We start from the raw sequence: 26,720 nt of genomic DNA on the forward strand, positions 1-26,720 counted from the left end.
ATCAACGATCCCCCTCGATCAATTTCTGTTCACGAAGGAAGTCGGCGGCCACCGCAGCGGGCGTCTCGCGCTCGACATCGACGCGGGCGTTGAGGCGACGCATGGTGGCGTCGTCCAGGCGCTCGGCCAGGGGTTTGAGCAGGGCTTCCAGATCAGGGTGCTCCTTCAGGTAGTCGGCATTCACCACAGGGGCTGCGGTGTAGTCAGGGAAGTAGCCCTTGTCGTCCTCGAGCAGGCGCAGGCCAAAGGAGTCCAGACGGCCATCGGTGGTGTACACCAGGCCGACGAACACCTGGCCGTTGCGCAGCGCGGTGTAGACCAGGCCCGGGTCCATCTGGCGGATCTCGTTGCGGGTGAAGCTCAGACCGTATTCCTTGACCAGCCCGTCGAGACCATCGGAGCGGTTGGCGAACTCGATATCCAGCGCCAGCAGGCGATTGCCCTTGCCCGGCTGCTGCAGAGCCTCCGCCAGGTCGCTGATGCTCTTGATATCCGGGTGTTCCTCGGCGACCTTTTCCGGCAGCGCCAGGGCATAGGTGTTGTTGAAGCGAGTCGGCGCCAGCCAGATCGCGCCGGTCTTGGCATCCAGCTCCTTGACCCGCGCGTAGGCCGCGTCCTTGTCGAGGCGCTCGGTCACCTTGTTGTAGGCCACCAGCGAGGTGCCGGTGTATTCCCAGGTCAGATCCAGCTGGCCGTTCTTCATGGCATTCCAGGCAATGGTGCTGCCCAGATTGCCGACGATGCGCGACTGATAGCCGTGGGGCTGCAGGTACTGCGCGGTGAGTTCCGAGAGGATCGCCTGCTCGGTAAATACCTTGGCGCCGATGCGAATTTCCGCCGCCTGGCTGGTAGCGGCCAGCAGCATGCCGAGGCCAAGAACAAATGACTTCATCAAGGTCTCCATTAGCGGGCCAGGCCTCGCTCGAACCAGAAACGGCTGACCGCGGCCACCAGGCCGTCGAGCAGCAGTGCCAGCAGGGCTGTGGCTGCCGCGCCCAGAATCAGCAATGGCTGATCTTCCAGGGCGATGGCCGGAAAGATCAGACTGCCGAGGCTGTTGGCGCCGATCAGAAAAACCAGCGGTGCAGTGCCAACGTTCAGCGCCAGCGCGACGCGCACGCCGCCAACGATGATCGGTACGGCGTTGGGCAACTCGACCTGCCAGAGCACCTGGCCGGGTGTCATGCCGATACCGGTGGCCGCTTCCTTCAGCGAACCCGGCACGTTGCGCAGACCTTCATAGGTGTTACGCACGATGGGCAGCAGTGAGGCGAGAAACAGGGCGAGCACCGCCGGGCCATTGCCGATACCGACGATGGACAGGGCAATCGCCAGCACCGCCAGCGGCGGCACGGTGTTGCCCACGTTGAACACCTGCATGATGCGCTCGGCACTGTGCTCGCGCCCCGGTCGACTGAGCAGGATGCCCGCGGGGATTCCCACCGCCAACGCTGCGAACATCGACAGGAACACCAGATACAGATGCGCCTGCAGGTAGAAGATGAGGTCTTCGCGGTGCGAAGCGAGCACTGCGGGGGTGATCCAGTGGATCAGCAAGGCCAGTACCGCAACCAGCGCCGCAGCGCCCAGCAGCACCTTGCCCAAGCTTTTCAACATGTTTCGACTCCAATCAGCGACGGGCAACAGCCCGTCGAGCTGGCCGGACGCGTTGCGCGTCAGCCGTCAAACACCGGAAGGGAACATCGCTCGCCAGACGTTCTGCATGCCTCTGCAAATGCGCCTCGCAGCCTTCCGGCCCATGGTTACTCGACCCTCACGAACGGCTCCGGTTCAACCTTCTTGCCATCGTTCTGCCATGTACCAAAAGGCCAGCAGCACCACACATCCGGTTACAACGCAGGTATCATCGGGCCTCCAGGGTGTTCGCCGGGATGGCGAACACCAGCCCTCAAAGGAGACCCTGTGCTCGACCTCGTAGCCGCTTTCATCGTCCTCACCACCCTGCTCACCTACGTCAACTACCGTTTCATACGCCTGCCACCGACCATTGGCGTGATGGCCACCGCGCTGATCTTCTCGCTGATCGCCCAGGGCCTGAGCCAGCTCGGCTACCCGCTGATCGAGCTCGAAGCGCAGGAAATCATTCGCCGCATCGATTTCTCCGACATCCTCATGACCTGGTTCCTGCCGGCACTGCTGTTCGCCGGAGCGCTGCACGTGGACCTCAGCGACCTGCGCAGCTACAAGTGGCCCATCGGCCTGCTGGCCACCGTCGGCGTGCTGATCGCCACCAGCGTGATCGGTACCCTGGCCTACTACATCTTCGCCCTGTTCGGCTGGCACGTGGATTTCATCTACTGCCTGCTGTTCGGCGCGCTGATCTCGCCTACCGACCCGATCGCGGTGATGGGCATTCTCAAGTCGTCGGGTGCACCGAAGCCGCTGGCGACCACCATCGTCGGTGAGTCGCTGTTCAACGACGGCACGGCGGTGGTGGTGTTCACCATCCTGCTCGGCATCCTGCAACTGGGCAGTACGCCAACGCTGGGCACGGTGAGCTGGCTGTTCATCCATGAAGCGGTTGGCGGGCTGCTGTTCGGCGCTGCGCTGGGCTATGGCGTGCTGCTGATGCTGCGCAGCATCGACCAGTATCAGGTAGAAGTGATGCTGACCCTGGCGCTGGTATTCGGCGGTGCGGCACTGGCTTCGCGCCTGCACGTTTCCGGGCCGATCGCCATGGTGGTGGCCGGTCTGATCATCGGCAACATGGGCCGCAAGCATGCGATGTCGGATGAGTCGCGGCGTTACGTGGACGGTTTCTGGGAACTGATCGACGAAATCCTCAATGCCCTGCTGTTCGCCCTGATCGGCCTGGAGCTGCTGCTCCTGCCGTTCTCCTGGCTGCACATCATCGCGGCGTTCGTGCTTGGCGGCGCGGTACTGGTGGCCCGCCTGCTGACCGTGGCGCCGGCCATTCTGATCATGCGCCGCAGCGCGGGCGGGCGCCGCCAGGTGTCCCACGGTGCGATCCGCATCCTCACCTGGGGCGGCTTGCGCGGTGGCGTGTCGGTGGCCCTGGCACTGTCGCTGCCACTCGGCGAGGAGCGTGATCTGCTGCTGAGCCTGACCTACATCGTCGTGCTCACCTCGATCCTGCTGCAGGGGTTGTCCATCGGTCCGCTGGTCAGCCGCTTGTACCGCGACATGCCGCAAGCGGCTGTCGACGACCGCCACTGACCGGGCGCGCTGGCGATGACGCTATCGCCAGCCGTGACTCAAAGACGGGACTCGAGCACCAGCAGGTTGTTCTCCACCCGCCAGCCGATCCGATTGAGAAAGCTCATGCCGAGCAGCGCTTCGGCCGGCGAGGCGCCTTCCAGAACAACCGCCTCGACACCCAGCACCTGCAGCGCACCGACGCTGACCTTGTCCAGCGTCACGCGCCAGCCACGGGCAGTACCGCTGGCGGTGCTGACCTGGGTCGGCTGCCCCCGGGTACGGTAGTCGATGCCAAGGCGGCGGGCCTGATTCTCGTTGAGCGCCACCGAAGTGGCACCGGTATCGACCAGAAACTGCTGCGCGCGGCCATTGATCGCGCCCTCGGCCCAGTAATGACCACCATTGCTGCGGGCGATGCTCAAGGTCTGTTTCTGCGGCTCGACGAAACCGCTGACGTTGTACTCGCGGCTGAGGCTGTAACTGCGCTCCACGCCGTCGACTCGCAACACGGCGCTGCGGCTGTCGGCACTCACCACCTGCACGCCACCTGGGCCACTCTGGCCGACACGCACCAGCTTGCGCTGGCCATCGACGGAAATCACCGCAGCCCCCGGAAACAGGCCGACGACCTGTACCTGCGGCGCAGCCAGACTCAGTTGAGCAGCCAGCAGGCCGGCCATGCCAAAGATCAATCGACGCATCCCTGCCTCTCTCGGCTAATCGAAGGGGTAGTGCTGGCCCCAGCGCTCGAAGACCGGACGCAGCGCGTCCTGCTCGACGAGTTGGGCCATACGCTGGTCGTACAGTTTCGCCAATGCCCGCCCACGCGGCGTGTCGGCGAAGCCGATGTACAGGGGCAGGCGTATCAGATCGGTGACCCGGTACTTGGAGGTGTCGGCAGCGCCCGCGAGCACTTCCTGAACCTCCGGTTGGGCATCGATGTAGTAGTCGGCATGGTCGTAATCGAGCATCGGCAGGATGCCGCCACGGCGCAGCAATTCGTTGTAATGGGTGAGACCGGGGATGTAGCGCTGGTACTCGTAACCGCGCATCCATACCAGGCGCGAAGCGGAGAGCGTCTTCTGGTCCGGCAGCGGCTTGCTGGCCAGGCTCAGGGCGCTGATCAGGTCCGAATCGTAGTGCCAGGTGGGGTACACCACGCCACCGCTGACCTCGTTCTGATAGGACGCCACCCAGGCATCCGCCTCACCACGCTTCACCAGGCCGACGGATCGGGTGTAGGGCACGATCTGCATGTCCAGCTTGACCCCGGCGGGCTCGAATACCAGGCGCAGGATGTCCCAGGACAGGCCCGTACCGTCGGCATTGATTCGATCCACCCAGACATCGCTGGCCATGCGAATGTTCGCGGGCACGTCGTCGCTCGCCTGAACGCAGGCGCCGAGCGATAACAGCAGAGCCAGCCAGAAACCGCGAATCATCGCACCTCCAGGATTAGGCGAAGCCCAGGTTGGCCGCCAGGCCGTTGCTCCAGCCCCACACCAGGACCTGCATGGCCAGCCAGGCGAACACACCGGCCAGCACATCGTCGAGCATGATGCCGAAGCCACCGTGCACGTGCCGGTCGATCCAGCGGATCGGCCACGGCTTGAGAATATCGAAGAAGCGAAATACCAGAAAACCCACCAACACCCAGCCCCACCCTTCCGGCACCAGCCACAGGGTGATCCACATGCCGACCATCTCGTCCCAGACGATACCCTCATGGTCGTGTACGCGCAGGTCCTCGGCCACTTTGCCGCACAGCCAGACACCGAACAGCATGGTGACGCCCAGCATCAGCCAGTAGCCCCAGTCTGGCAACATCTGCCACAACGGGATGAACGGCACTGCAACCATCGAGCCCCAGGTGCCTGGCGCTTTGGGCAACGTGCCGGAGCCGAAACCAAAGGCGATGAAATGCCAGGGGTTGCGCCACACGGAGGGCGGCACGAATTCGGCGGGGACTTGCTTGGGATGATCAGTCACGTTGCGATCCGAAATGTTGGTAGCCACGCTGCAGCGGCTGGATGGCTCGGCCTTCGGCGTCCTGCAGGTGTACGCCCTGTCCGGCCTCGACGCGACCGATCACGTGCACAGGCTGCCCCATGGCGCGCAGCCCGTCCAGCTTCTCGGCAGGCAGAGTAAAGGCAAGCACGTAGTCATCGCCACCGGCAAGCGCCAGCTGGCGTGCCGTTTCGTCGCCCGCACAGGCTCGCAGGGCTGCTGACAGAGGCAGGCGTTGCTGTTCGACGATCAGTGCCACGCCGGATGCCCGGGCGATATGCCCGCAGTCGGCGAGCAGGCCATCGGAGATGTCCAGCGCCGCCGTGGCCAGCCCGCGCAACGCCTGCCCCAGTGCCAACTGCGGTGACGGCGACCAGTAGTGGGCCAGCAACGCGTTGGCGTCCTCGCGCAGCGGCTGCTCGCCGAGAACGAAGGGCAAGGCACCTGCGGCGTCACCAAGCGAACCGCCGACACACAGCAGATCGCCTGCGCGCGCCCCGGCACGGGTCAGCGCCAGGCCCTTGGGCACACGGCCGAATACGGTCAGGGTCAGGCTCAACGGCCCACGGGTGGTATCGCCACCGATCAGGTGCACACCGCAATGGCGCGCCATGCTTTCCAGCCCGGCGGTGAAATCGGCCAGCCAGTCAGGGGCAACGTCGGGGAGCGTCAGGGCCAGGGTGAAGGCAAGAGGTGCCGCTCCCATGGCGGCCAGGTCACTGACCGAAACGGCCAGGGCACGCTGGCCGAGTAACAGGCCCGCCGCATCGGCGGGAAAGTGCACACCGGCAACCAGGGTGTCGGTGGAAACCGCCAGTTGTTCATCGACGGGCACTTCCAGCAGGGCGCAGTCGTCGCCGATCCCCAGCACCACACCATCTGCCGCCTGCGCGCAGGCGGCAGCAGCGAAGTAATGACGGATCAGCTCGAACTCGCCCAACACACTCAGCGCTTGCTGTTGAAATCGCGGACTTCGTCGGCACGCAGCTTCGGCGCCAGCTTGTCCAGCACGCCGTTGACGAACTTGTGCCCGTCGGTGGCGCCGAACACCTTGGCCAGCTCGATGCCTTCGTTGATCACCACGCGGTACGGCACGTCGATGCGGTTACGCAGCTCGTAGGTGGACAGACGCAGGATGGACAGCTCGACCGGATCGATCTCTTCCAGCGGACGATCGAGCAAGGGCTCGAAGGAACTGTCGATCTCGGTCTTCTGACGCGGCACGCCGTGCAGGATCTCGTGGAAGTAAGCCCCGTCGACCGCGCTGAAGTCGTTGTCGACACGGAACTGGGCCTCGATCTCGTTGAGCGCCTGCCCGGCGATATGCCAGGAGTACAGCGCCTGCATGGCCAGCGTACGCGCCTGACGGCGAGCCAGTACCTTGGCGCTTGGGCCCTTTTTGACCGGCTTGTTGTCGTTCTGGCTCACTTGGCCTCCAACTGCGCCAGCAGGCTGACCATTTCCAGAGCGGACAGGGCAGCTTCGGCACCCTTGTTGCCAGCCTTGGTGCCGGAGCGCTCGATGGCCTGCTCGATGGAGTCGACGGTCAGCACGCCGAAAGCGACCGGTACGCCGAATTCCATGGATACCTGGGCCAGGCCCTTGGTGCATTCGCCTGCTACGTATTCGAAGTGCGGCGTGCCGCCACGGATCACTGCGCCAAGGGCGATGATCGCGCTGTACTCGCCGCGCTGGGCGACTTTCTGGGCAACCAGCGGAATTTCGAAGGCGCCAGGAGCACGGATGATGGTGATGTCGCTTTCGCTGATGCCATGGCGTACCAGGGCGTCGACGGCGCCGCTGACCAGGCTTTCGACCACGAAGCTGTTGAAGCGGCCGACCACCAGGGCGAAGCGGCCCTCGGGAGCGATGAAAGTACCTTCGATGGTCTTCAGTGTCATAGCGAGTTCTCGAGCTGTCTTTAAAGAGCCAGGGCATGCCGTGGCAGGCCCTGAAAATAGTGTCGGTGAGCTAACCGTAGCTCACCGTGACGGTCACCCGTTATTTCGGGGGCAGGTATTCTACAACTTCCAGATCGAAACCGGATATCGCATTGAACTTCATCGGCGCACTCATCAGGCGCATCTTGCGCACACCGAGGTCGCGCAGGATCTGCGAACCGGCACCGACCGTACTGTAGGTGCTCGGTGCCTTGCTGGCAGCACCATCCGCCTCGCGAATATGTGCCAGCACCTCGTCGCCATCCAGCGAATGGCCCAGCAGCAGTACCACGCCACTGCCGGCGTTGGCCACTTCGGTCATTGCCGCACGCAGGCTCCAGCGACCGGGTTGACGCACCATCAGCAGGTCGCGCATCGGGTCCATGTTGTGCACGCGTACCAGGGTTGGCTCTTCCGGACAGATGGTGCCCAGGGTCAGGGCCATGTGCACGTCGCCTTCCACCGAATCCCGGAAGGTCACCAGATTGAACTGGCCCACTTCACTGTCCAGCGGCTGCTCGGCGATGCGGGTCACGGTACGTTCGTGGATCAGCCGGTAGTGGATCAGGTCGGCGATGGTGCCGATCTTGATGCCGTGCTGCTCGGCGAACACTTCCAGCTCCGGGCGACGGGCCATGGTGCCGTCGTCGTTCATGATCTCGCAGATCACTCCGCTCGGCTCGTAGCCGCCCATCCGAGCCAGGTCGCAGGCCGCTTCGGTATGCCCGGCGCGGGCCAGGGTGCCGCCGGGCTGGGCCATCAACGGAAAGATGTGGCCGGGGCTGACGATGTCTTCGGCAACCGCGTTCTTCGCCGCCGCAGCCTGCACGGTGCGAGCGCGGTCAGCGGCGGAGATACCGGTGGTGACGCCCTCGGCGGCTTCGATGGAAACGGTGAACTTGGTGCCGAACCCCGAGCCGTTGCGCGGTGCCATGAGGGGCAGCTTGAGGGTTTCGCAGCGCTCGCGGGTCATCGGCATGCAGATCAGGCCGCGGGCGAAGCGCGCCATGAAGTTGATGTGCTCGGCGGTCACGCATTCCGAGGCGATGATCAGGTCGCCTTCGTTCTCACGGTCTTCGTCATCCATGAGGATGACCATCTTGCCGGCGCGAATGTCTTCGACCAGCTCTTCGATACTGTTGAGTGCCATGGTGGCGGTGTCCTTAATTCTTCAGGTAGCCGTGTTCGGCGAGAAAACCTTCGGTGAGCCCTGCGCTGCTGGGCTCTGCCGCCTTGTCACCGAGCAGCAGGCGCTCCAGGTAACGGGCCAGCAGGTCGACCTCCAGATTCACCCGACGCCCGGGGCGGTAGTCGGCCATGATGGTCTCGGCCAGGGTGTGCGGCACGATGGTCAGCTCGAACTCGGCGCCATCCACGGCGTTCACCGTGAGGCTGGTACCGTCGACGGTGATCGAGCCCTTGTGGGCGATGTACTTGGCCAGCTCACGCGGGGCACGCACCCTGAACTGGATGGCGCGGGCGTTCTCCTCACGGGAGACGATCTCGCCGACGCCATCGACATGGCCGCTGACCAGGTGACCACCCAGGCGGGTGGTAGGCGTCAGCGCCTTTTCCAGATTGACCCGGCTGCCGCTCTTGAGGTCGATGAAGGCGGTACGCGCCAGGGTTTCCCGGCTGACGTCGGCCCAGAAGCCGTCACCCGGCAACTCCACGGCGGTCAGGCACACGCCGTTGACGGCGATGCTGTCGCCCAGGGCCACATCGCCCAGATCGAGTTTGGCGGTCTTGACGTAGACACGCACGTCGCCGCCCTTGGGGGTGATGGCGGCGATGCTGCCGATGGACGCGATGATTCCGGTGAACATAAGTGCTCCTCGTCAGACCGGCAGTTCTTTGAGCTTGCGCAGCGTATCGGCACAGGTGCGCGCGGCCTCGGCGCCCTTGACCAGGAAGTGCTCGCGGAAGAACGTCTGGTGCTCTTCACCGGCATGGAAATGATGGGGCGTGAGAACCGCCGAGAACACCGGCACGTCGGTTTCCAGTTGCACCTGCATCAGGCCCTCGATCACCGCCTGGGCGACGAACTCGTGACGGTAGATACCGCCATCGACCACCAGCCCGGCAGCGACGATGCCAGCATAACGACCGCTCTTGGCCAGGCGCTTGGCATGCAGGGGAATTTCGAAGGCGCCGCCGACTTCGAAGCAGTCGATCTCGCTCGCTGCATAGCCCTGGCGCTGCATTTCTTCGAGGAAGGCGTTACGGGACTGATCGACGATTTCGCGGTGCCAGCAGGCTTGCACGAAGGCAACCCGGCGCACGTGAGAAGCAATGGACATGTTCAACTCCTGTTTATGGTTAAAACAGGGCAGCTTGGATCGATAGGGACATTACGGACGTCGGCAGCCGCAAGGGCGCCTTGTCAGGCAATCCCGCTCTCTCTTCATCCGGACTATACCGTCGGCTCCGGAATCGCACCGGATCTGCTGGACCCCGGGCGGCTGGTGCCGTACCGGGCGCTCGCGGGCTAGATGCGTTGCGCACCATTACCGCCGGTGGGGAATCGCACCCCGCCCTGAGAACGTTGTGGCCACGCTGTGCGGCCGACAGGCGTTTTACCATAGTTGCCGTGGCGGTGCACGGAGGGCGTGCCCCAGCGGCAACGCTCAGTTGCCGGAATCGGGCACCGCGATGATGCGCCAATCGTCACCCACGGCGCGCATATCGACGATCTTCAACGCTTTGGCCTCGGCCATCCGCGCCAGGGGCAGATCGAGTAACGGCCTGGCACTGGAGCCGAGGAACTTGGGCGCGACGAACAACTGGTACTCATCGACCAGCCCCAGACGGGCGAACGCACCGGCGAGTTTCGGCCCGGCCTCGACCAATACCTCGTTGGCACCACGGCCTGCCAGCTCCTGCAGCAATTTGCGCAAGTCGACATGGCCGTTGTTGCCGGGCATCGCCAGGAGTTCGTGGCCATCGTCGAGATAACGGTCGCGCGACGTCGCCGCCGCGCAGGTCGCCACCAGTGCCGGCCCCACCTGGAAGAACGGTGCACTCAGCGGTACCCGCAAGCGCCCGTCGATCAGCACGCGCAATGGCGGGCGAGCCTGAGCCAGCGCCGTGAGCTCGGCGCCCAGGCCCAGTTCGTCGGGACGCACCGTCAGACGCGCCGCATCGGCCAGCAACGTATCGGCCCCAGTCAGTACCACGCTGGAGCGCGCCCGCAACCGCTGCACCGCTGCGCGAGCGGCTGGCCCGGTGATCCACTGGCTTTCGCCGCTGGCCATGGCGGTGCGCCCGTCCAGGCTCATGGCCAGCTTGACCCGCACCAGCGGCAAGCCCTTTTCCATGCGTTTGACGAAGCCGGCATTGAGCGCCCGCGCCTCGCTTTCCAGCACGCCGCTCTGCACCGAGATGCCGGCGTTCATCAGCCTCAGCAGGCCACGACCGGCCACCTGCGGATTGGGATCCTGCATGGCCGCGACGACCCTCGCGACGCCTGCCTCGACCAAGGCATCGGCGCAAGGCGGCGTACGTCCGTGGTGGCTGCAGGGTTCGAGGGTGACGTAGGCGGTAGCACCACGCGCCTTGTCACCGGCCTGGCGCAGCGCATGAACCTCGGCATGGGGCTCGCCAGCCTTGGCGTGCCAGCCCTCACCGACGATCTTGCCGTCGCGCACGATCACGCAACCGACACGGGGATTGGGATGGGTGGAATACAGCCCCTTGCGCGCCAGCTCGAGCGCGCGCGCCATGAATGCCTGATCGCTGGTGCTCATCTCAGTCCTGATTGGGCTCGCGGGAAAGACGGTCGATTTCCTCGCGGAATTCGTTGAGATCCTGGAAGCGCCGGTACACCGAGGCGAAACGAATGTAGGCCACTTCGTCGAGCTTCTGCAGTTCGGTCATCACCAGTTCGCCCAGCACCAGCGACTTGATCTCGCGCTCGCCGGTGGCCCGCAGGCGGTGCTTGATATGGGCGATGGCCGCCTCCAGCCGCTCGATGCTCACCGGACGTTTCTCCAGTGCGCGCTGCATGCCTGCTCGCAGCTTGTCTTCGTCGAAGGGCTGGCGGCTGCCGTCCTGCTTGATCAGACGCGGCATCACCAGTTCGGCGGTCTCGAACGTGGTAAAGCGTTCACCGCAGGCCAGGCACTCTCGGCGGCGACGCACCTGATCGCCCTCGGCGACCAGACGGGAATCGATGACTTTGGTGTCGTTGGCGGAGCAAAAGGGGCAATGCATGGTCGGGAAAGCCAGGCGGGAAAGCCAGCATGGTAGCGCATCCCCCCGGCCCGGTGCCAAGCGCCGCAGGGCCACTTTCCTTTGCATTCGCCGTTGGCTATGGGGAGAATCCAGCCACTGCCCCGAGGAATTCCCCATGCCATTGCGCCCGCTCGCCCTGCTCAGTCTCGCCGCCTTGCTCGCCGCCTGCGCCAGCGAAACACCGCCACCCGCCGCACCACCCGCAGCGCCTGCGCCGAAACAGGAGCCAGCGGCAACGCCGGCACACCTGCGTGACCTCACCGGCACGCTACTCGACGTGCCAGCGGGCGCCGATGTGGAGCTGGCCCTGCTGACCATCAACGAACGCGGTCTGCCTAACAAGCTGCTGGGTAACATCCAGCTGCGCGGAACCGGCGCGCCGCTGCCGTTTCGCCTGCAGTTCAACCCCGAGAACTTCGACCAGGGCATCCGCGTGGAACTGCGTGGCCGGGTTCATCAGTCCGGCAAGCTGGTGCTGCACATGCCTAGCCAGTTGATCCGCCAGCCACAAAGCCAGGCGCTCGGCGAAGTACGCGTAACACCCGCGCTGTGACACCACCGCGCCACCTGCAGGCGGCCCTGAGTGAGCTGCTCGGCGATGCCCACCTGAGCGCGACCGCCCTGCCGGGTAGCGACCTGCGCCTGTGGTTGATCGACCCGGCGAACATGGATCGCTGCTTCAGCCCCGAGGAAACCCGGCGTATTCTCGAGGAGCCGCCTTACTGGTGCTTCTGCTGGGCCAGCGGCCTGGTGCTGGTGGACTGGCTGGCCCAGCACCCGCAATGGGTACGCGGCAAACGAGTACTGGATGTCGGTGCTGGCTCCGGCGTGGCAGCCATTGCCGCCATGCGAGCAGGCGCGGCGCAGGTGGTGGCCTGCGATCTGGACCCGCTTGCGCTGGCGGCCTGCAAGGCCAACGCCGAACTCAATGGCGTGCAGCTGGAGTATTCCAGCGACCTGTTCGCCGAGCGGCGCGACTACGACCTGGCGATAGTCGCCGACGTGCTCTACGACCGCGCCAACCTGCCCCTGCTCGACCGCGTTCTCGAACATGCCCGACAGGTGCTGGTGGCCGACTCGAGAGTGCGCGACTTCAGCCACCCGGCCTACCGCCGCATCGGCGGCCTGGAGGGCTGTACCTGGCCGGACCTGGCTGAGCCCGAAACCTTCCGCCACGTCAGCCTCTATCATGCCGACGGCGGCCCCTTGTAGCCGCGCACCGGCGCCCACATTTATAGTCATCTCCAATTAACCACTTTCCGCCCGGACAGAGACCGACCATGAGCGACACCCCGTACATCTTCGATATCAATGGCGCCGTCCAGTTTGAACAGCTGGTGATCGAGAACTCGTTCAGCAAACCGGTACTGGTGGACTTCTGGGCCGACTGGTGTGCGCCGTGCAAGGCGTTGATGCCCCTGCTGACGCAGATCACCGAGGGCTATCAGGGCGAACTGCTGCTGGCCAAGGTCAACTGCGATATCGAACAGGAAATCGTCGCGCGCTTCGGCATCCGCAGCCTGCCGACCGTGGTGCTGTTCAAGAATGGCCAGCCGGTCGACGGTTTTCAGGGGGCGCAACCCGAGTCGGCGATCCGCGCCCTGCTCCAGCCCCATGTTCCAGAACCTCAGGCGCCCGAGGCCGATCTGCTGGACGTCGCCCAGGAAGCCTTCGCCGATGGCCGCATCGGCGAAGCCGAAGCCCTGCTCAAGCAAAAGCTCGGCGAGGACAACAGCAACGCTGCCGCACTGATTCTGTATGCACGCTGCCTGGCAGAGCGCGGCGAACTGGGTGAGGCGCAACAGGTACTCGATGCCGTCCAGGGTGATGAACACAAACAGGCCCTGGCCGGAGCCCGCGCGCAACTGACCTTCCTGCGTGAAGCGGCCGATCTGCCGGATGCCGCCACCCTGAAGAGCCGTCTGGCGCAGAACGCCGAGGACGACGAAGCCGCCTATCAACTGGCCATTCAGCAGCTCGCCCGCCAGCAGTATGAGCCGGCTCTGGACGCCCTGCTGAAACTCTTCGTGCGCAACCGCAACTACGCCGACGGCCTGCCGCACAAGACGTTGCTGCAGGTGTTCGACCTGCTCGGCAACGACCACCCGCTGGTAACCACCTACCGCCGCCGGGTGTATCAGGCGCTCTATTGATTCCGAGAACCTGTCCCGTAGCCGACTGTGTGAAAACTACTGCGCTCGATCATGCGGCCTGGTAGGAACCCGCCTGCGGGCGATGTAACGTTGATTTCGACATCGCTATCGCCGGCAAGCCGGCTCCTACCGATACCTGCCGGCTACGGCTGCTCTACCCAGCAATAAACCGGCGCATCCGGGCCGGTTTCCATGCGCACCTGCTCGCAATGACGCAGGCGCACCAACAACCGCTTGCCCGCCACCTCACCGCCAGCCAGTGCGGCCAGTTGCGCCAGCAACTGCGGCCCGTCGATGCGTCCGGCCCGGCGCAACAACTCGAGCACCGTTTGCCATTGCCCGTCCTGATCGGGCTGAACGGCCTGAGGGCTAACAGCGGCCGGGCTCTGCAGCGACCCCGGCACGGCGGCCGCCAGCTGCGCCCAGTCCTGGGGGTCGAGCTCCACCGTCAAATCCACCGGCCAGTCACCGATCCGTCCACGTATACGCACCATCACCACCTCCGAACTTTCCGGATGCCATGCTCCCACAGGCAGGCAAACCAAGCATCCCCTCTATCTCCGTCCATAAATTTGTTATAACGTATCAACAACTTTCACGCACCGGAGCCCTCTCATGCGCCGCCTACTGCTCGCCCTGCCCTTCGCCCTGCTTCCCCTGGCCACTGCTCACGCGCAGAATCATGACCACGATCACGACCATGAACACGGTAGCCTCGGCAAGCATGAGCACGGCGTCGCCACGCTGAACGTCGCGCTCGAGGGCAACGAGCTGGAGATCGAACTGGAAAGCCCGGCCATGAACATCGTCGGTTTCGAGCACGCAGCAACCAGCGAGGCCGACAAGAAAACCGTCGCTGCCGCTCGCGCCTTGCTGGAAAAACCACTCGCCTTGTTCAGCCTGCCCGCTGCTGCCGGTTGCAGCCTCACCGAGCATGAACTGAAAAGCCCGCTGTTCGGCAACGATGACCATGATCACGATGAAGCTGCCGCTGGCCACGATCACGACCATGAGCACAGCGACATCGATGCCGACTACAGCTTCACCTGCAAGCAGCCGGACGCCCTGAAGACGCTCGACCTGTCGGCCTTCTACAAGCAGTTCCCGGCGACCCAGAAGATCAACGTGCAACTGATCGGCCCAAGCGGCCAGCAAGGTGTCGAGTCGACGCCAGCCAATGCACAATTGAAGTTCTGATCGGCCTCGCGGACGCCTCCAGCTGGAGGCGTTTGCATTCGCACATGTCCTGCAACACCCCTCGGGTCAGCATTTCGCGCCATAAGGGCACCTGTAAAAACGTAGGCGAGGCAGTCAGCGCGAGGCAAAACAGGCGAGAAAGCGGAGTTTACGAGCTGTAAACGAGCATTTTGATTGGACTCGCATTCGAGCCTGTTTTTAACGTCGCGATGACAACGCAGGTAGTTTTTAGAGGTGCCCATGACTGGCACACTTGCCCCGTCACCTCAATCGCCAGCAGCCCCCATGACCTCAGCACTGATCGAACTCACCGACCTCGGCTTCGCCTGGCCCGGCCAGGACGAGCTTCTGGATATTCCGAACTTTCATCTGCAGCGCGGCGAGACCCTGTTTCTCAAGGGCCCCAGCGGCAGTGGCAAGACCACCCTGCTCGGATTGCTCGGCGGTGTGCAGAAACCTGGCCGAGGCAATATTCGTCTGCTCGGCGAGGATCTCGCCGCCCTCTCGGCCGCGCGCCGGGATCGTTTCCGTGTCGACCACACCGGCTACATCTTCCAGCAATTCAACCTGCTGCCCTTTCTCAGCGTTCGCGCCAACGTCGAGCTGCCCTGCCGCTTCTCCAGCCTCCGCGCACAACGTGCAGCGCAGCGCTATGGCAGCGTGGATCAGGCGGCGGCGAAACTGTTGGAACACCTCGGCCTGCGCCCGGAGTTGCTCGAACGGCGTGCGGATTCGCTGTCCATCGGCCAGCAACAGCGCGTAGCCGCGGCTCGCGCACTGATCGGCCAGCCGGAGCTGGTGATTGCCGACGAACCGACTTCGGCGCTGGACGCCGATGCGCGCCAGGCCTTCCTCGAACTACTGTTCGGCGAATGCCGAGATGTCGGCGCCAGCCTGCTGTTCGTCAGCCACGACCAGAGCCTGGCCCCGCTGTTCGACCGCAGCCTGTCGCTGGCCGAACTGAACCGCGCCAGCAAACCCCAGGAGGTCTGAGGTGTTCCTGTTACGACTCGCCTTGGCCAGTCTGGCCAACCGCCGCTTCACCGCTCTGCTCACGGTCTTCGCCATCGCCCTGTCGGTGTGTCTGCTGCTCGCCGTGGAGCGGGTGCGCACCGAAGCCCGCGCCAGCTTCGCCAATACCATCAGTGGTACCGACCTGATCGTCGGCGCCCGTTCCGGCAGCGTGAATCTGCTGCTGTACTCGGTGTTCCGTATCGGCAATGCCACCAACAACATCCGCTGGGACAGTTTCGAGAAGCTCGCCGCGCACCGCCAGGTCGACTGGGCCATCCCGATTTCTCTGGGCGACTCGCACCGAGGCTACCGGGTGATGGGCACCGACGCGGGTTATTTCGACCATTACCACTATGGTCGTGGCCAGGCATTGCAGGTTGCCCAGGGCGAACGCTTTCACGATCTGTTCGACGTGGTGCTTGGCGCCGAAGTGGCCCAGGCCCTGAACTACAAGCTCGGCGACAAACTGGTGCTGTCCCATGGCGTGGCGGCCATCAGCCTGCAGCAACACGATGACAAGCCGTTCGTGGTCAGCGGCATCCTCGCCCGCACCGGTACGCCCGTGGATCGCACCCTGCATATTTCCCTGGAGGGCATGGAAGCGCTGCATGTCGACTGGCAGAACGGTGTCCCCGCCCGCGGTGCTGGCAAGATAAGCGCTGAACAGGCCCGTGAGATGAATCTGCAGCCCAAGGCCATCACCGCGGTGATGCTCGGCCTGAAGAGCAAGATCGCCACTTTCGCAGTCCAGCGCGAGGTCAACGAGTACCGCGGCGAACCGCTGCTGGCGATTCTCCCTGGCGTTGCCCTGCAGGAATTGTGGAGCCTGATGGGCACGGCGGAGAAGGCGCTGTTCGTGGTGTCGCTGTTCGTCGTACTGACTGGGTTGATCGGCATGCTCACGGCCATCCTCACCAGCCTCAACGAGCGGCGCCGGGAGATGGCCATCCTGCGTTCGGTGGGCGCACGGCCGTGGCACGTCGCCAGTTTGCTGATCCTCGAAGCCTTCTCGCTGGCAGTGGCTGGCGTCGTCGCCGGTGTCGCCCTGCTGTACGGCGGCATCGCCGGTGCACAGGGCTATGTGCAGGCCAACTACGGGCTGTATCTGCCATTGAGTGCACCGACACCCTATGAGTGGACGCTGCTCGGCGCTATTCTGGCGGCCGCTCTGCTGATGGGCTGCGTACCGGCCTGGCGGGCCTATCGGCAGTCATTAGCAGATGGTCTGTCCATCCGCCTCTGAGAACCTACTCACGATCGGCTGCGCGTCGGCCCTGCGGCGTTGAAAACAAGCTCGGAAAGCTCATTTACATCAGTAAACTCCGCTTCCTCGCTTATTTTCGCCTTGCAGGGCTCTAGCTCGCACAATCGTGAATAGGTTCTGAATATTCGGAGCCGGCAGCGGCTCCGTTTTCAATCAAGAGGTAGTGTCATGTTTCGCGCTCTGCTCATCGCCCTTCTCATGACCCTGGCGGCTCCGCTATGGGCAGCCGAACTGCGTACGCTGAACTGGCAGGAGCTGATCCCCAAGGATGCACCGCCGCAGATCGCCCAGATGACGCCCATGCATGACATGTCGCAGTTGGGTGACGCGCTGTCCGAAGGGGGCGCCGCTTCTCTGCAGCAGTTTCCGTCCGCGCCGGTGGTCAAGGAGATGGAAGGCCAGCAGGTCAAGATTCCGGGCTACATCGTGCCGCTGGACGTGACCGAGGAAGGCCGCGTTACCGAGTTCCTGCTGGTGCCCTACTTCGGCGCCTGCATCCACGTACCGCCACCACCCTCCAACCAGATCATCCATGTCACCGCCGAACTGGGCGTGCTGCTCGACGCGCTGTACCAGCCGTTCTGGATCGAGGGCCCACTGAAGGTCGAGCACAGCAGCAGCGAGCTGGCCGAAGTCGGTTATCAGATGGCAGCGGACAAGATCTACCCGTACGAGCTGCCGGCCAACTGACATCGTGGCAAAAAGTCGCACCCTGCCGGCCATGAGCATTGAGCTGAGTCAAAGGACGCTTCGCCAGGCGCCCTAACCTGACGTCATCCGAGATTATCGTATGACCCGTTAGGAGCTCACCATGTACAAGTCGCTGTTCTCTGCCTCTCTGATCGCCCTGGCGCTGGCTGCCCCTGCGGCGCAGGCGCACCAGGCCGGAGATATCCTCGTGCGCGCGGGCGCCATCACGGTCAATCCGAAGGCCGAGAGTTCCACGGTCAAGGTCGACCGTGGCGGCCTCGCCGGTACCGACCTGGGCGGCAAGGCGACCATGAGCAGTGACACGCAGCTGGGCCTCAACTTTGCCTACATGCTCACCGACAACATCGGCCTCGAGCTGCTTGCCGCAACACCGTTCGAACACGACGTGAAAATCAAGGGAACCGCGCTGGATGCCGCCAACGGTAAACTCGGCACCTTGAAACACCTGCCGCCGACCCTGAGCGTGGTCTACTACCCGCTCGACTCGAAATCGGTGTTCCAACCCTATATCGGCGCCGGCATCAACTACACCTGGATCTACGACGAGCACGTGGGCAGCCGCGCCACCTCGGCCGGCTTCGACAATTTCCGGGCGAAGAATTCCTGGGGCCTGGCCTGGCAGATCGGTGCCGACTACATGCTCACCGACAACCTGCTGATCAACGCCCAGGCGCGCTACATCGACATCGACACCACCGCCTATGTCGACCATCCCGGCCTCGGCGTGCGCGCCAAGGTCGACGTCGACGTCGATCCGTTCGTGTACATGGTTGGCCTGGGCTACAAGTTCTAAGCGCGCGACAAGGCGACAGCGGACATCGTTATGGCGCCGTGACGCGGCGCCTTGGTGGGCGCCGCCTGCAGTTCGCAGTGGGAGCGGGCCGCGCCCGCGATTCGCGCGCATGGCGCGCTCCCACAATGACGAAGCTGGCGCCTTGTCAAAGCCCGATAACGCAGAAAGCCGGCATTGCCGGCTTTCTGCGTTTCAGGAACATGGCAGCTCAGCTATTGAGCAACGCGGCCAGCCCATCGCGCAATGTGGTCTGCGCGGGCAACTGATAATGCGTGGCCAGGCGACCATTGTCTGCGCGGGAATGACGGATGTCGCCCGCCCGTGGATCGAGGTGGGTGACTGCCGGCAGGCCGCCAAGCAGCTCGCCGATCTGCGCCAGCAGTTGCTTGAGGCTTACGGTCTGGTTCCAACCGACGTTCACCGCGCCTTGCGCTACTTGCTCGGCGTCCAGCGCCTGCTGCAGCAACTCGACCAGATCGGCGACATAGAAGAAATCGCGGGTCTGCTCACCGTCGCCGAACACACTGATCGGCAGCCCCTGCTGGGCGCGCTGAGTGAAGATGCTGATCACCCCGGAATACGGCGAGGACGGATCCTGACGCGGGCCGAAGACGTTGAAGAAGCGGAAGATCGCCGGCTCCAGGCCATGCTGGCGCGCGTAGAACTCCAGGTAATGTTCGCTGGCCAGCTTGTCGGCTGCATAGGGCGTCAGCGGTGCCTTGGCGGTGTTTTCATCGATCGCCAGCCCCTCCCCGTTGTTGCCGTAGACCGCGGCGCTGGAGGCGAACACCACACGTCGCACGCCGTGCTCGCGCATGGCCTCGCAGATGTTCAGGGTGCCGATGAAATTGCTCTGGTGAGTACTGACCGGATCGTCCACCGACGCCTGCACCGACGCCACGGCGGCGAGATGCACCACCGCGCCACAGCCGGCCACGGCGCGACTGACGAGCCCGGCGTCTGCCACATCGCCCTCGATGAAGGTCAGCCGCGGATCGTTCACCGGCAGATTGGCCAGTTTGCCCATGGACAGGTTGTCCAGCACACGAACGCTGTGGCCGCGCGCCAGCAGGGCGTCGATCAGGTTGGAGCCGATAAAACCGGCACCGCCGGTAACGAGAATGGGTCGATCAGACATGACGATAGTACTGCTCCAGCAGGCTCGGCAGGCCGGCACGCCAGGCGCGCGGCTTGACGCCGAAGGTGTGAAGGATTTTCTTGCACGACATCACGCCGTGCTGCGGCTCTTCGGCAGCGTCGCCCCGCAGGGCGTGGGCCTGGCCGGATATCTCCTCGAGGAGGTTCTGGCGCATGTGCCGTGCCTCGCCCAGGATCGCCTGACCGAGTGCCAGCGATGTAGTCGCCTCATGCCCGCCGTAGTGGTAAGTGCCCCACAGCGGCGCAGCGCAATCGAGCTGCTTGAGCACGGCCAGAATGACTCGGGCGGCATCGTCTACCGGCGTCGGGTTGCCTCGCCGATCATCGGCCAGGAACAGCGCTTCTTCGCGCTCGGCGCGCACCAGAAAACGCGCCAGCAGCCCATCCGGGCTGTCATCGAGCAACCAGCCGAAGCGCAGCAGCACATGCCGCGGGCACAGGGCTCGGACACTCTGCTCCATGCGGGCCAGCACCTGCCCCCGCAAGCCGAGCGGCTGCGCCTCATCCTTTTCGTTGTATGCGGTGGCGCGAGCGCCGTCGAACACACGGTAGCTGGACGGTTGCAGCAGACGAATATCGTGATGCTGACAGAGCTCGGCAAGGCGTTCCACGGCGCGTTCCTGCGCGACGAAACGCTCCTCGCTGACCTGCGAAGCCTGGAACCAGTCGAAATAATAGGCAAGGTTGATCACCGCATCGGGGCGGGTATCGTCGACCAACTGGGTCAGGCTGGCGGCATCCCAACCCTGGGCCGGCGGGCGGGGTGCGAGGAAACCGATGTCTTCTTCGGCTCCCAGGCGAATCAACGCCCGACCCAGCGTACTGCCGCCACCCAGTAACAACAGGCGCATGCGCATAACGAAACTAGAGGCTCCACAATCAGGTTTGAGCGTGCACCGCGCAATGGCGCGCCAGCCGCAGAATTCTCGGCAGATCCCGGACGGTTCAGCCCTATGGCCTGCATTTTGCTGTTTTTACCCCGCGGCGTCATCAACCACGAACTACCTTGACGCACGTCGATGGATCAAGGACACCTGGTCACTGAATCGGCATCCCCGGCAACCGCAGCCGGATGCGGTGGTCATAGTGCCAAGCGAAGAAGAGATGAAAGGACAGAAAATTTGAGAAAGCTGATGTTCCTGGCCTGCTGCGCGGTACTCGCCTACGGCCTGTTCCGACCGGAGCCGCCGCCGGACCTGTTCGACGAATCGGACAAATTCCTCCACCTGCTGGCCTTTGCCGGCCTGTCGCTGGTCAGCCGTATCGCCTTCCCGACCGTGCCAGGCTGGGCGCTCTGGAGCCTGCTCTACATTCAGGCGCCGCTGCTGGAATGGCTGCAGCACTACTTCCAGCCTAGTCGCGAATTCAGCCAGCTGGACGTTCTTGCCAACCTGTGCGGCATCAGCATCGCGCTGGTGCTGTGGATCTGCCAGGGCCTGCTGCGCAAACGCTTCTTCAGCCCAGCCTGAAATTGGCAGCAAGCGAAACGAAAAAGGCCCCGCATTGCGGGGCCTCTTGCTGTCACGGCTGACGATCAGAACGGAATATCGTCATCGAAACTGTCGTAGTCCTGAGCCGGCTGCGGCTTCTGCTGTTGCGGAGCGGACTGGCGCGGAGCCTGTTGCTGCGGCTCGCGCTGCGGTGCCGGGCGCGACTGACGCGGGGCGGAGTCGCCACCGCCAGCGTTGTCCGGACGGCCACCAAGCAGCTGCATGGTGCCCTGCATGTCGACGATGATTTCAGTGGTGTAACGCTTCACACCGTCCTTTTCCCACTCGCGGGTCTGCAGCTTGCCCTCGATGTAGACCTGAGAACCCTTGCGCAGATACTCACCGGCAATTTCCGCAACCTTGCCGAACAGCGAAACACGGTGCCACTCGGTCTTTTCGACCTTCTGCCCGGTCTGCTTGTCCGTCCACTGCTCGCTGGTAGCCAGACTCAGGTTCGTCACGGCGTTGCCGCTGGGCAGATAGCGCGTTTCCGGATCCTGTCCGCAGGTACCGACCAGAATGACTTTGTTAACCCCACGGGCCATAACGCTCTCCTACTTTCAGCACGTCACCGGCGCCGCTTCGATCAAGCGCTGCAGCGACGTGCGATCCAATTGTTGGGTATCCACTTTCACATAAATGGCGGCTTCTTCGGCCACCACGACGGCATCCGCCACTCCGGGCACTGCCTGAATTCGCTCGGCCAGACCTGCTTCCTGTAACGCCGCAGTCGATAGCGGCAAACGCAGGCTGGTTACATACGGCGGTTCGCGCATAGTAACAGCAAAGGCCAGCCAAAGAAGCGTCAACAGCGCACAGCCACCGAACACGCCGGGCAGACCATGATGCTGATACAGCCAGCCACCCATGATGCCGCCCAGGGCCGAGCCGAGGAACTGGCTGGTCGAATAGACCCCCATCGCGGTGCCTTTGCCACCTGCTGGCGCCACCTTGCTGATCAGCGATGGCAGCGAGGCCTCCAACAGGTTGAACGCGGTGAAGAACACCACGATGCCAAGCACCAGATTGCGCAAACCATGGCCGAACGCCCAGAAATACAGCTCACAGCAAAGCAGGACGATCACCGAGCCGATCAGCACACGGCGCATCTGACGCTTCTTCTCGCCGTAGATGATGAATGGCACCATCAGGAAAAAACCACCGAGCAGTGCGGTCAGGTACACCCACCAGTGCTGCTCCTTGGGCAAGCCGCCCTGCTCCACCAGAGCCAGCGGCAGAGCGATGAAGCTGGCCATCAGGATGGCGTGCAATGCGAAGATGGCGAAGTCCAGACGCAGCAGGTCAGGATGCTTGAGGGTCGGCCACAGCGCCTGTTTGGCGACCCCGGATTCACGGTGCTGCAGCGGCCCGGCGCTGGATGGCACCAGGCCGGCGACAATCACTATCCCCAGCAGCGCCATGGCGCCAGTGGCCAGGAACAGGCCGGACAACCCGAACGCCCGGGTCAGCAGCGGCCCGACCACCATGGCAACGGCGAAGGACAGACCGATGCTCATGCCGATCATGGCCATCGCCTTGGTGCGGTGCTGTTCGCGGGTCAGATCGGACAGTAGCGCCATCACCGCCGCGGAAATCGCCCCGGCGCCCTGCAGCACGCGACCGGCGATCACCCCCCAGATGGAGTCGGCGTTAGCCGCCAGCAGACTGCCTGCGGCAAACACCACGAGGCCGAAGTAGATAACCGGTCGCCGACCGATGCGATCGGACAGCACGCCGAAGGGAATCTGCAGAAAGGCCTGGGTCAGGCCGTAGGCGCCGATGGCCAGGCCGATCAGAGCCGGGGTTGAACCGGCGAGCTCTTGCCCATAGGTAGCCAATACCGGCAGTACCATGAACATGCCCAGCATGCGGAATGCGAATACCAGTGCCAGCCCACCGGCTGCCCGAGTCTCCGCGCCACTCATGCGTTCGCTGTGCGAATCGCGCATCGTCGATAACCTGTTGAAACAAGCGGGCGATTCTACCAGTCGAAACCCTACTGGCACAGCAGCGGCGCTTTGCCGCACGGCTGTCGCCCCCCGTATACTCGGCGGTTTATCCGCCCGCCACGCGAGGCTGCGACCAGAGCCTTTCTTTTACGAAGCGATGACAACGTAGGCAGCTTTTAGAGGTTCCTTGTGGACAAGATTTTGATCCGGGGTGCTCGCACCCACAACCTGAAGAACATCGACCTGACCCTGCCACGCGACAAGCTGATCGTGATCACCGGCCTGTCCGGCTCGGGCAAGTCATCCCTGGCGTTCGACACTCTGTATGCCGAGGGTCAGCGCCGTTACGTCGAGTCGCTGTCGGCCTATGCCCGGCAGTTCCTGTCGATGATGGAAAAGCCCGACGTCGACACCATCGAAGGCTTGTCGCCGGCCATCTCCATCGAGCAGAAGTCCACCTCGCATAACCCGCGCTCGACGGTCGGCACCATCACCGAGATCTACGATTACCTGCGCCTGCTCTATGCACGCGCTGGCCAACCGCGCTGCCCGGATCACGATCTGCCACTGGAAGCGCAAACCGTCAGCCAGATGGTCGACCAGGTGCTCGCCCTGCCCGAAGGCAGCAAGCTGATGCTGCTGGCTCCGGTGATTCGCGAGCGCAAGGGCGAGCACTTGGCCGTGTTCGACGAGCTGCGCGCCCAGGGCTTCGTGCGTGTACGGGTCAACGGCAAGCTCTATGAGCTGGATGAGTTGCCGAAGCTCGACAAGCAGAAGAAGCACAGCATCGATGCCGTGGTCGACCGCTTCAAGGCGCGTGGCGATCTGCAGCAGCGCCTGGCCGAGTCGTTCGAGACGGCACTCAAGCTGGCCGATGGCCTGGCCCTGATCGCGCCCATGGAAGGCGAAGACGGTGAGGAGATCATCTTTTCCGCGCGCTTCGCCTGTCCGGTGTGCGGCCACTCGATCAGCGAGCTGGAACCCAAGCTGTTCTCCTTCAACAACCCGGCCGGTGCCTGCCCGACCTGCGATGGCCTGGGCGTGAAGCAGTTCTTCGATGCCAAGCGCCTGGTCAACGCCGAGCTGACCCTGGCCGAAGGCGCGATACGCGGCTGGGACAGACGCAACGTTTACTACTTCCAGATGCTCGGCTCGCTGGCCTCGCATTACGGCTTCAGCCTGGACACGCCTTTCGGCGAGCTGGACAACGACCACCAGAAAGTGATTCTCGGTGGTAGCGGCTCGCAGAACGTCGACTTCAAGTACCTCAACGACCGGGGCGACATCGTCAAGCGCTCGCATCCGTTCGAAGGCATCGTGCCCAACCTAGAGCGCCGCTATCGCGAGACCGAGTCGACCAGCGTGCGCGAAGAACTGGCCAAGTTCCTCAGCACCCAGCCCTGCCCCGACTGCCGTGGCACTCGCCTGCGTCGTGAAGCGCGTCACGTCTGGGTCGGCGAGAAGACCCTGCCGGCGGTGACCGGCATGCCGATCGGTTCGGCCAGCGACTACTTCGGGGGCCTGACCCTGGAAGGTCGACGTGGCGAGATCGCCAGCAAGATTCTCAAGGAAATCTGCGAACGCCTGCAGTTCCTGGTCAACGTCGGCCTCGACTACCTGACCCTGGATCGCAGCGCTGACACCCTGTCCGGTGGTGAGGCGCAGCGCATTCGCCTGGCCAGCCAGATCGGCGCCGGCCTGGTGGGCGTCATGTACATCCTCGACGAGCCCTCCATCGGCCTGCACCAGCGCGACAATGAGCGCCTGCTCGGCACCCTTCGCCACCTGCGCGATATCGGCAATACGGTGATCGTGGTCGAGCACGATGAGGACGCCATCCGCATGGCCGACTACGTGGTCGACATCGGCCCGGGCGCAGGGGTGCACGGCGGCCGGATCGTCGCCGAAGGCACGGCAGAAGAAGTCATGGCCCATCCGGACTCGGTAACCGGCAAGTACCTGTCCGGCCGGGTCAAGATCGCCGTGCCGGCCAAACGCACACCGCGCAACAAGAAGCTGTCACTGAAGATCAAGGGCGCCCGCGGCAACAACCTGCAGAACGTCAACCTGGATATCCCCATCGGCCTGCTGACCTGCGTGACCGGTGTATCGGGCTCGGGCAAGTCGACGCTGATCAACAACACCCTATTCCCGCTCAGCGCCACCGCACTGAACGGCGCCACCACGCTGGAAGCGGCGGCCCACGACAGCATCGACGGCCTGCAGCATCTGGACAAGGTGGTGGACATCGACCAAAGCCCCATCGGTCGTACGCCGCGCTCCAACCCGGCCACCTATACCGGGCTGTTCACGCCGATCCGCGAGCTGTTCGCCGGTGTTCCCGAATCGCGCTCGCGGGGTTACGGCCCGGGGCGCTTCTCGTTCAACGTCAAGGGTGGGCGCTGCGAAGCCTGCCAGGGCGATGGCCTGATCAAGGTGGAGATGCACTTCCTGCCGGATATCTACGTGCCCTGCGACGTGTGCAAGAGCAAGCGTTACAACCGCGAGACGCTGGAGATCAAGTACAAGGGCAAGAGCATCCACGAAGTGCTGGAGATGACCATCGAGGACGCCCGCGATTTCTTCGATGCAGTACCGGCACTGGCGCGCAAGCTGCAGACGCTGATGGACGTGGGCCTTTCGTACATCAAGCTGGGGCAGTCGGCGACTACTCTGTCCGGAGGCGAGGCGCAGCGGGTCAAGTTGTCACGCGAGCTGTCCAAGCGTGATACCGGCAAGACCCTGTACATCCTCGACGAGCCGACCACCGGCCTGCACTTCGCCGATATCCAGCAGTTGCTGGACGTGCTGCACCGCCTGCGCGATCACGGCAACACCGTGGTGGTGATCGAGCACAACCTCGACGTGATCAAGACCGCCGACTGGCTGGTGGATCTCGGCCCGGAAGGCGGTTCCAAGGGTGGCCAGATCATTGCCGTCGGCACGCCCGAAGAAGTCGCCGAAATGCCGCAATCGCATACCGGGCACTTCCTCAAGCCGCTGCTGGAGCGTGATCGGGCCTGACCCAGCGGCCTGAAACGAAAACGCCCCGCAGATGCGGGGCGTTTTTTTTTGCCGCGATTCTTACATCTGGCTTTGCAGGTACTTTTCCAGGCCCAGCTTGCCGATCAGTTGCAGCTGAATCTCCAGCCAGTAGGCGTGATCTTCCTCGGTGTCCTTGAGCTGCAGCAGCAGGATGTCGCGGCTCTGATAATCCTGATGGCGCTCGCACAGCTCGATGCCCTTGCTCAACGCTGCACGCACCTGATACTCGAGGGCCAGGTCCAGCTTCAGCGCATCGGGCACTGTCTGGCCGAAGGTGAAGGCATCGGGAACCATGTCCGGCACGCCTTCCAGGAAGATGATGCGCTTGAGCAGCGCGTCGGCGTGCTGAGTCTCTTCTTCCATCTCGTGATTGATGCGCTCGTAGAGTTTGGTGAAACCCCAGTCCTCGTATAGACGCGAGTGGATGAAGTACTGATCGCGCGCGGCCAGCTCGCCTTTCAACAGGGTTTTGAGGTAATCGATGACTTCGATGTGGCCCTTCATGGGGGGAAATCCTTGGTGCAGCGGATGGAATGGGTGAATGCTCGACCCATCATCCGTCGCGGTCAAGTAAAAAGCACAACGC

Annotated in this window: 30 protein-coding genes and 1 riboswitch; of the genes, 11 read left to right on the forward strand and 19 right to left on the reverse strand. The window is 63.8% G+C overall.

Features of this window, described 5'->3' with window-relative positions; all coding sequences use genetic code 11:
• Position 1: 1 nt before the first annotated feature.
• Together QRN22_RS22940 and QRN22_RS22945 are read right to left on the reverse strand one after the other, a co-directional pair.
• A complete protein-coding gene (locus QRN22_RS22940) occupies positions 2–892 on the reverse strand; it encodes a glycine betaine ABC transporter substrate-binding protein (protein ID WP_042553277.1) in 891 nt (296 codons plus the stop codon).
• Between the two features lie 11 nt (positions 893–903).
• Positions 904–1,617 (reverse strand): ABC transporter permease, encoded by a 714-nt coding sequence (locus QRN22_RS22945; protein ID WP_042553278.1) that lies wholly within the window; start codon positions 1,615–1,617, stop codon positions 904–906.
• Between the two features lie 306 nt (positions 1,618–1,923).
• Between QRN22_RS22945 and QRN22_RS22950 the strand changes: the two genes are divergently transcribed.
• Positions 1,924–3,198: a cation:proton antiporter gene (locus QRN22_RS22950; RefSeq protein ID WP_042553279.1), complete on the forward strand. Its 1,275-nt coding sequence runs from the start codon at positions 1,924–1,926 to the stop codon at positions 3,196–3,198.
• 38 nt (positions 3,199–3,236) lie between these two features.
• Here the strand turns inward: QRN22_RS22950 and QRN22_RS22955 are convergent, their stop codons facing one another.
• From QRN22_RS22955 to nrdR, 11 genes are all read right to left on the reverse strand, one after another.
• Entirely contained in the window at positions 3,237–3,881 is a 645-nt protein-coding gene (locus tag QRN22_RS22955; RefSeq protein ID WP_042553280.1) for a retropepsin-like aspartic protease family protein, read from the reverse strand.
• A gap of 15 nt (positions 3,882–3,896) precedes the next feature.
• On the reverse strand, positions 3,897–4,622 hold the full coding sequence (locus QRN22_RS22960) for a transporter substrate-binding domain-containing protein (protein WP_042553281.1): 726 nt from the start codon (positions 4,620–4,622) through the stop codon (positions 3,897–3,899).
• A gap of 13 nt (positions 4,623–4,635) precedes the next feature.
• The gene (locus tag QRN22_RS22965; RefSeq protein WP_042553282.1) at positions 4,636–5,169 is read right to left on the reverse strand and encodes a phosphatidylglycerophosphatase A family protein; all 534 of its coding nucleotides are present in this window, start codon (positions 5,167–5,169) and stop codon (positions 4,636–4,638) included.
• Positions 5,162–6,127 carry a thiamine-phosphate kinase gene (thiL, locus tag QRN22_RS22970; RefSeq protein ID WP_042553305.1) on the reverse strand — a complete coding sequence of 322 codons (966 nt, stop codon included), beginning with the start codon at positions 6,125–6,127 and terminating at the stop codon, positions 5,162–5,164. Before thiL ends, QRN22_RS22965 begins: the two co-directional genes overlap by 8 nt.
• 5 nt (positions 6,128–6,132) lie before the next feature.
• Positions 6,133–6,615, reverse strand: coding sequence for a transcription antitermination factor NusB (gene nusB, locus QRN22_RS22975; protein ID WP_042553283.1), 483 nt, complete (start codon positions 6,613–6,615; stop codon positions 6,133–6,135).
• A complete protein-coding gene (ribH, locus tag QRN22_RS22980; RefSeq protein ID WP_042553284.1) occupies positions 6,612–7,088 on the reverse strand; it encodes a 6,7-dimethyl-8-ribityllumazine synthase in 477 nt (158 codons plus the stop codon). The genes nusB and ribH overlap by 4 nt, the downstream gene beginning before the upstream one ends.
• 100 nt (positions 7,089–7,188) lie before the next feature.
• The gene (gene ribBA / locus QRN22_RS22985; protein WP_042553285.1) at positions 7,189–8,277 is read right to left on the reverse strand and encodes a bifunctional 3,4-dihydroxy-2-butanone-4-phosphate synthase/GTP cyclohydrolase II; all 1,089 of its coding nucleotides are present in this window, start codon (positions 8,275–8,277) and stop codon (positions 7,189–7,191) included.
• A gap of 13 nt (positions 8,278–8,290) precedes the next feature.
• Positions 8,291–8,953, reverse strand: a complete 663-nt coding sequence (locus QRN22_RS22990; protein WP_042553286.1) for a riboflavin synthase — start codon at positions 8,951–8,953, stop codon at positions 8,291–8,293.
• 12 nt (positions 8,954–8,965) lie between these two features.
• On the reverse strand, positions 8,966–9,427 hold the full coding sequence (locus QRN22_RS22995; RefSeq protein WP_042553287.1) for a 6,7-dimethyl-8-ribityllumazine synthase: 462 nt from the start codon (positions 9,425–9,427) through the stop codon (positions 8,966–8,968).
• 91 nt (positions 9,428–9,518) lie between these two features.
• Positions 9,519–9,675: riboswitch (FMN riboswitch) on the reverse strand.
• 79 nt (positions 9,676–9,754) lie between these two features.
• Positions 9,755–10,873: a bifunctional diaminohydroxyphosphoribosylaminopyrimidine deaminase/5-amino-6-(5-phosphoribosylamino)uracil reductase RibD gene (gene ribD, locus QRN22_RS23000; protein ID WP_042553288.1), complete on the reverse strand. Its 1,119-nt coding sequence runs from the start codon at positions 10,871–10,873 to the stop codon at positions 9,755–9,757.
• Between the two features lies 1 nt (position 10,874).
• Complete coding sequence (gene nrdR, locus QRN22_RS23005) at positions 10,875–11,339, reverse strand: transcriptional regulator NrdR (RefSeq protein ID WP_042553289.1); 465 nt, start codon at positions 11,337–11,339, stop codon at positions 10,875–10,877.
• 136 nt (positions 11,340–11,475) lie between these two features.
• Between nrdR and QRN22_RS23010 the strand changes: the two genes are divergently transcribed.
• From QRN22_RS23010 to trxA, 3 genes are all read left to right on the forward strand, one after another.
• Entirely contained in the window at positions 11,476–11,913 is a 438-nt protein-coding gene (locus QRN22_RS23010) for a YbaY family lipoprotein (protein ID WP_042553290.1), read from the forward strand.
• Positions 11,910–12,572 carry a class I SAM-dependent methyltransferase gene (locus QRN22_RS23015; protein WP_042553291.1) on the forward strand — a complete coding sequence of 221 codons (663 nt, stop codon included), beginning with the start codon at positions 11,910–11,912 and terminating at the stop codon, positions 12,570–12,572. The genes QRN22_RS23010 and QRN22_RS23015 overlap by 4 nt, the downstream gene beginning before the upstream one ends.
• Before the next feature lie 68 nt (positions 12,573–12,640).
• Positions 12,641–13,513, forward strand: coding sequence for a thioredoxin (gene trxA, locus QRN22_RS23020; RefSeq protein WP_042553292.1), 873 nt, complete (start codon positions 12,641–12,643; stop codon positions 13,511–13,513).
• Between the two features lie 143 nt (positions 13,514–13,656).
• On the opposite strand, the gene QRN22_RS23025 is transcribed toward trxA, so the two are convergent.
• On the reverse strand, positions 13,657–14,007 hold the full coding sequence (locus tag QRN22_RS23025) for a hypothetical protein (protein WP_042553293.1): 351 nt from the start codon (positions 14,005–14,007) through the stop codon (positions 13,657–13,659).
• Positions 14,008–14,128: 121 nt separating this feature from the next.
• On the opposite strand from QRN22_RS23025, the gene QRN22_RS23030 reads away from it, so the two are divergent.
• The 5 genes from QRN22_RS23030 to QRN22_RS23050 all read left to right on the forward strand — a co-directional run bounded on the left by QRN22_RS23030 (position 14,129) and on the right by QRN22_RS23050 (position 18,492).
• Entirely contained in the window at positions 14,129–14,710 is a 582-nt protein-coding gene (locus QRN22_RS23030; RefSeq protein WP_042553294.1) for a DUF2796 domain-containing protein, read from the forward strand.
• A gap of 285 nt (positions 14,711–14,995) precedes the next feature.
• Entirely contained in the window at positions 14,996–15,703 is a 708-nt protein-coding gene (locus QRN22_RS23035) for an ABC transporter ATP-binding protein (RefSeq protein WP_042553295.1), read from the forward strand.
• Between the two features lies 1 nt (position 15,704).
• Positions 15,705–16,967: an ABC transporter permease gene (locus QRN22_RS23040; protein WP_042553296.1), complete on the forward strand. Its 1,263-nt coding sequence runs from the start codon at positions 15,705–15,707 to the stop codon at positions 16,965–16,967.
• Positions 16,968–17,156: 189 nt separating this feature from the next.
• A complete protein-coding gene (locus tag QRN22_RS23045; RefSeq protein ID WP_042553297.1) occupies positions 17,157–17,678 on the forward strand; it encodes a DUF3299 domain-containing protein in 522 nt (173 codons plus the stop codon).
• A gap of 121 nt (positions 17,679–17,799) precedes the next feature.
• Positions 17,800–18,492 (forward strand): OmpW/AlkL family protein, encoded by a 693-nt coding sequence (locus QRN22_RS23050; protein WP_042553298.1) that lies wholly within the window; start codon positions 17,800–17,802, stop codon positions 18,490–18,492.
• Positions 18,493–18,700: 208 nt separating this feature from the next.
• On the opposite strand, the gene QRN22_RS23055 is transcribed toward QRN22_RS23050, so the two are convergent.
• Both QRN22_RS23055 and QRN22_RS23060 read right to left on the reverse strand, forming a co-directional pair.
• Positions 18,701–19,630, reverse strand: coding sequence for an NAD-dependent epimerase/dehydratase family protein (locus tag QRN22_RS23055; protein ID WP_042553299.1), 930 nt, complete (start codon positions 19,628–19,630; stop codon positions 18,701–18,703).
• A complete protein-coding gene (locus QRN22_RS23060; protein ID WP_042553300.1) occupies positions 19,623–20,507 on the reverse strand; it encodes a sugar nucleotide-binding protein in 885 nt (294 codons plus the stop codon). The genes QRN22_RS23055 and QRN22_RS23060 overlap by 8 nt, the downstream gene beginning before the upstream one ends.
• A gap of 264 nt (positions 20,508–20,771) precedes the next feature.
• On the opposite strand from QRN22_RS23060, the gene QRN22_RS23065 reads away from it, so the two are divergent.
• Positions 20,772–21,119, forward strand: a complete 348-nt coding sequence (locus QRN22_RS23065; RefSeq protein WP_156152684.1) for a VanZ family protein — start codon at positions 20,772–20,774, stop codon at positions 21,117–21,119.
• 65 nt (positions 21,120–21,184) lie between these two features.
• Here QRN22_RS23065 and QRN22_RS23070 read toward each other — a convergent pair whose 3' ends face one another.
• Together QRN22_RS23070 and QRN22_RS23075 are read right to left on the reverse strand one after the other, a co-directional pair.
• A complete protein-coding gene (locus QRN22_RS23070; RefSeq protein ID WP_042553302.1) occupies positions 21,185–21,685 on the reverse strand; it encodes a single-stranded DNA-binding protein in 501 nt (166 codons plus the stop codon).
• Between the two features lie 15 nt (positions 21,686–21,700).
• Complete coding sequence (locus tag QRN22_RS23075; protein ID WP_042553303.1) at positions 21,701–23,089, reverse strand: MFS transporter; 1,389 nt, start codon at positions 23,087–23,089, stop codon at positions 21,701–21,703.
• A gap of 189 nt (positions 23,090–23,278) precedes the next feature.
• Here QRN22_RS23075 and uvrA point away from each other — a divergent pair, with 189 nt between their 5' ends.
• Entirely contained in the window at positions 23,279–26,113 is a 2,835-nt protein-coding gene (uvrA, locus tag QRN22_RS23080; protein ID WP_285404127.1) for an excinuclease ABC subunit UvrA, read from the forward strand.
• Positions 26,114–26,173: 60 nt separating this feature from the next.
• Here uvrA and bfr read toward each other — a convergent pair whose 3' ends face one another.
• A complete protein-coding gene (gene bfr, locus QRN22_RS23085) occupies positions 26,174–26,638 on the reverse strand; it encodes a bacterioferritin (RefSeq protein ID WP_042552928.1) in 465 nt (154 codons plus the stop codon).
• Positions 26,639–26,720: the final 82 nt, after the last annotated feature.

The organism is Pseudomonas sp. MEJ086 (genome assembly GCF_030209025.1).
Classification (GTDB): Bacteria; Pseudomonadota; Gammaproteobacteria; order Pseudomonadales; family Pseudomonadaceae; genus Aquipseudomonas; species Aquipseudomonas fulva_A.

Coding starts and splice junctions, on each gene's coding strand:
- QRN22_RS22940 (WP_042553277.1), bottom strand. CDS start 892: ATGAAGTCATTTGTTCTTGGCCTCGGCATGCTGCTGGCCGCTACCAGC.
- QRN22_RS22945 (WP_042553278.1), bottom strand. CDS start 1,617: ATGTTGAAAAGCTTGGGCAAGGTGCTGCTGGGCGCTGCGGCGCTGGTT.
- QRN22_RS22955 (WP_042553280.1), bottom strand. CDS start 3,881: ATGCGTCGATTGATCTTTGGCATGGCCGGCCTGCTGGCTGCTCAACTG.
- QRN22_RS22960 (WP_042553281.1), bottom strand. CDS start 4,622: ATGATTCGCGGTTTCTGGCTGGCTCTGCTGTTATCGCTCGGCGCCTGC.
- ribH (WP_042553284.1), bottom strand. CDS start 7,088: ATGACACTGAAGACCATCGAAGGTACTTTCATCGCTCCCGAGGGCCGC.
- ribBA (WP_042553285.1), bottom strand. CDS start 8,277: ATGGCACTCAACAGTATCGAAGAGCTGGTCGAAGACATTCGCGCCGGC.
- QRN22_RS22990 (WP_042553286.1), bottom strand. CDS start 8,953: ATGTTCACCGGAATCATCGCGTCCATCGGCAGCATCGCCGCCATCACC.
- QRN22_RS22995 (WP_042553287.1), bottom strand. CDS start 9,427: ATGTCCATTGCTTCTCACGTGCGCCGGGTTGCCTTCGTGCAAGCCTGC.
- ribD (WP_042553288.1), bottom strand. CDS start 10,873: ATGAGCACCAGCGATCAGGCATTCATGGCGCGCGCGCTCGAGCTGGCG.
- nrdR (WP_042553289.1), bottom strand. CDS start 11,339: ATGCATTGCCCCTTTTGCTCCGCCAACGACACCAAAGTCATCGATTCC.
- QRN22_RS23010 (WP_042553290.1), top strand. CDS start 11,476: ATGCCATTGCGCCCGCTCGCCCTGCTCAGTCTCGCCGCCTTGCTCGCC.
- trxA (WP_042553292.1), top strand. CDS start 12,641: ATGAGCGACACCCCGTACATCTTCGATATCAATGGCGCCGTCCAGTTT.
- QRN22_RS23025 (WP_042553293.1), bottom strand. CDS start 14,007: ATGGTGCGTATACGTGGACGGATCGGTGACTGGCCGGTGGATTTGACG.
- QRN22_RS23030 (WP_042553294.1), top strand. CDS start 14,129: ATGCGCCGCCTACTGCTCGCCCTGCCCTTCGCCCTGCTTCCCCTGGCC.
- QRN22_RS23035 (WP_042553295.1), top strand. CDS start 14,996: ATGACCTCAGCACTGATCGAACTCACCGACCTCGGCTTCGCCTGGCCC.
- QRN22_RS23045 (WP_042553297.1), top strand. CDS start 17,157: ATGTTTCGCGCTCTGCTCATCGCCCTTCTCATGACCCTGGCGGCTCCG.
- QRN22_RS23050 (WP_042553298.1), top strand. CDS start 17,800: ATGTACAAGTCGCTGTTCTCTGCCTCTCTGATCGCCCTGGCGCTGGCT.
- QRN22_RS23055 (WP_042553299.1), bottom strand. CDS start 19,630: ATGTCTGATCGACCCATTCTCGTTACCGGCGGTGCCGGTTTTATCGGC.
- QRN22_RS23060 (WP_042553300.1), bottom strand. CDS start 20,507: ATGCGCATGCGCCTGTTGTTACTGGGTGGCGGCAGTACGCTGGGTCGG.
- QRN22_RS23070 (WP_042553302.1), bottom strand. CDS start 21,685: ATGGCCCGTGGGGTTAACAAAGTCATTCTGGTCGGTACCTGCGGACAG.
- QRN22_RS23075 (WP_042553303.1), bottom strand. CDS start 23,089: ATGCGCGATTCGCACAGCGAACGCATGAGTGGCGCGGAGACTCGGGCA.
- bfr (WP_042552928.1), bottom strand. CDS start 26,638: ATGAAGGGCCACATCGAAGTCATCGATTACCTCAAAACCCTGTTGAAA.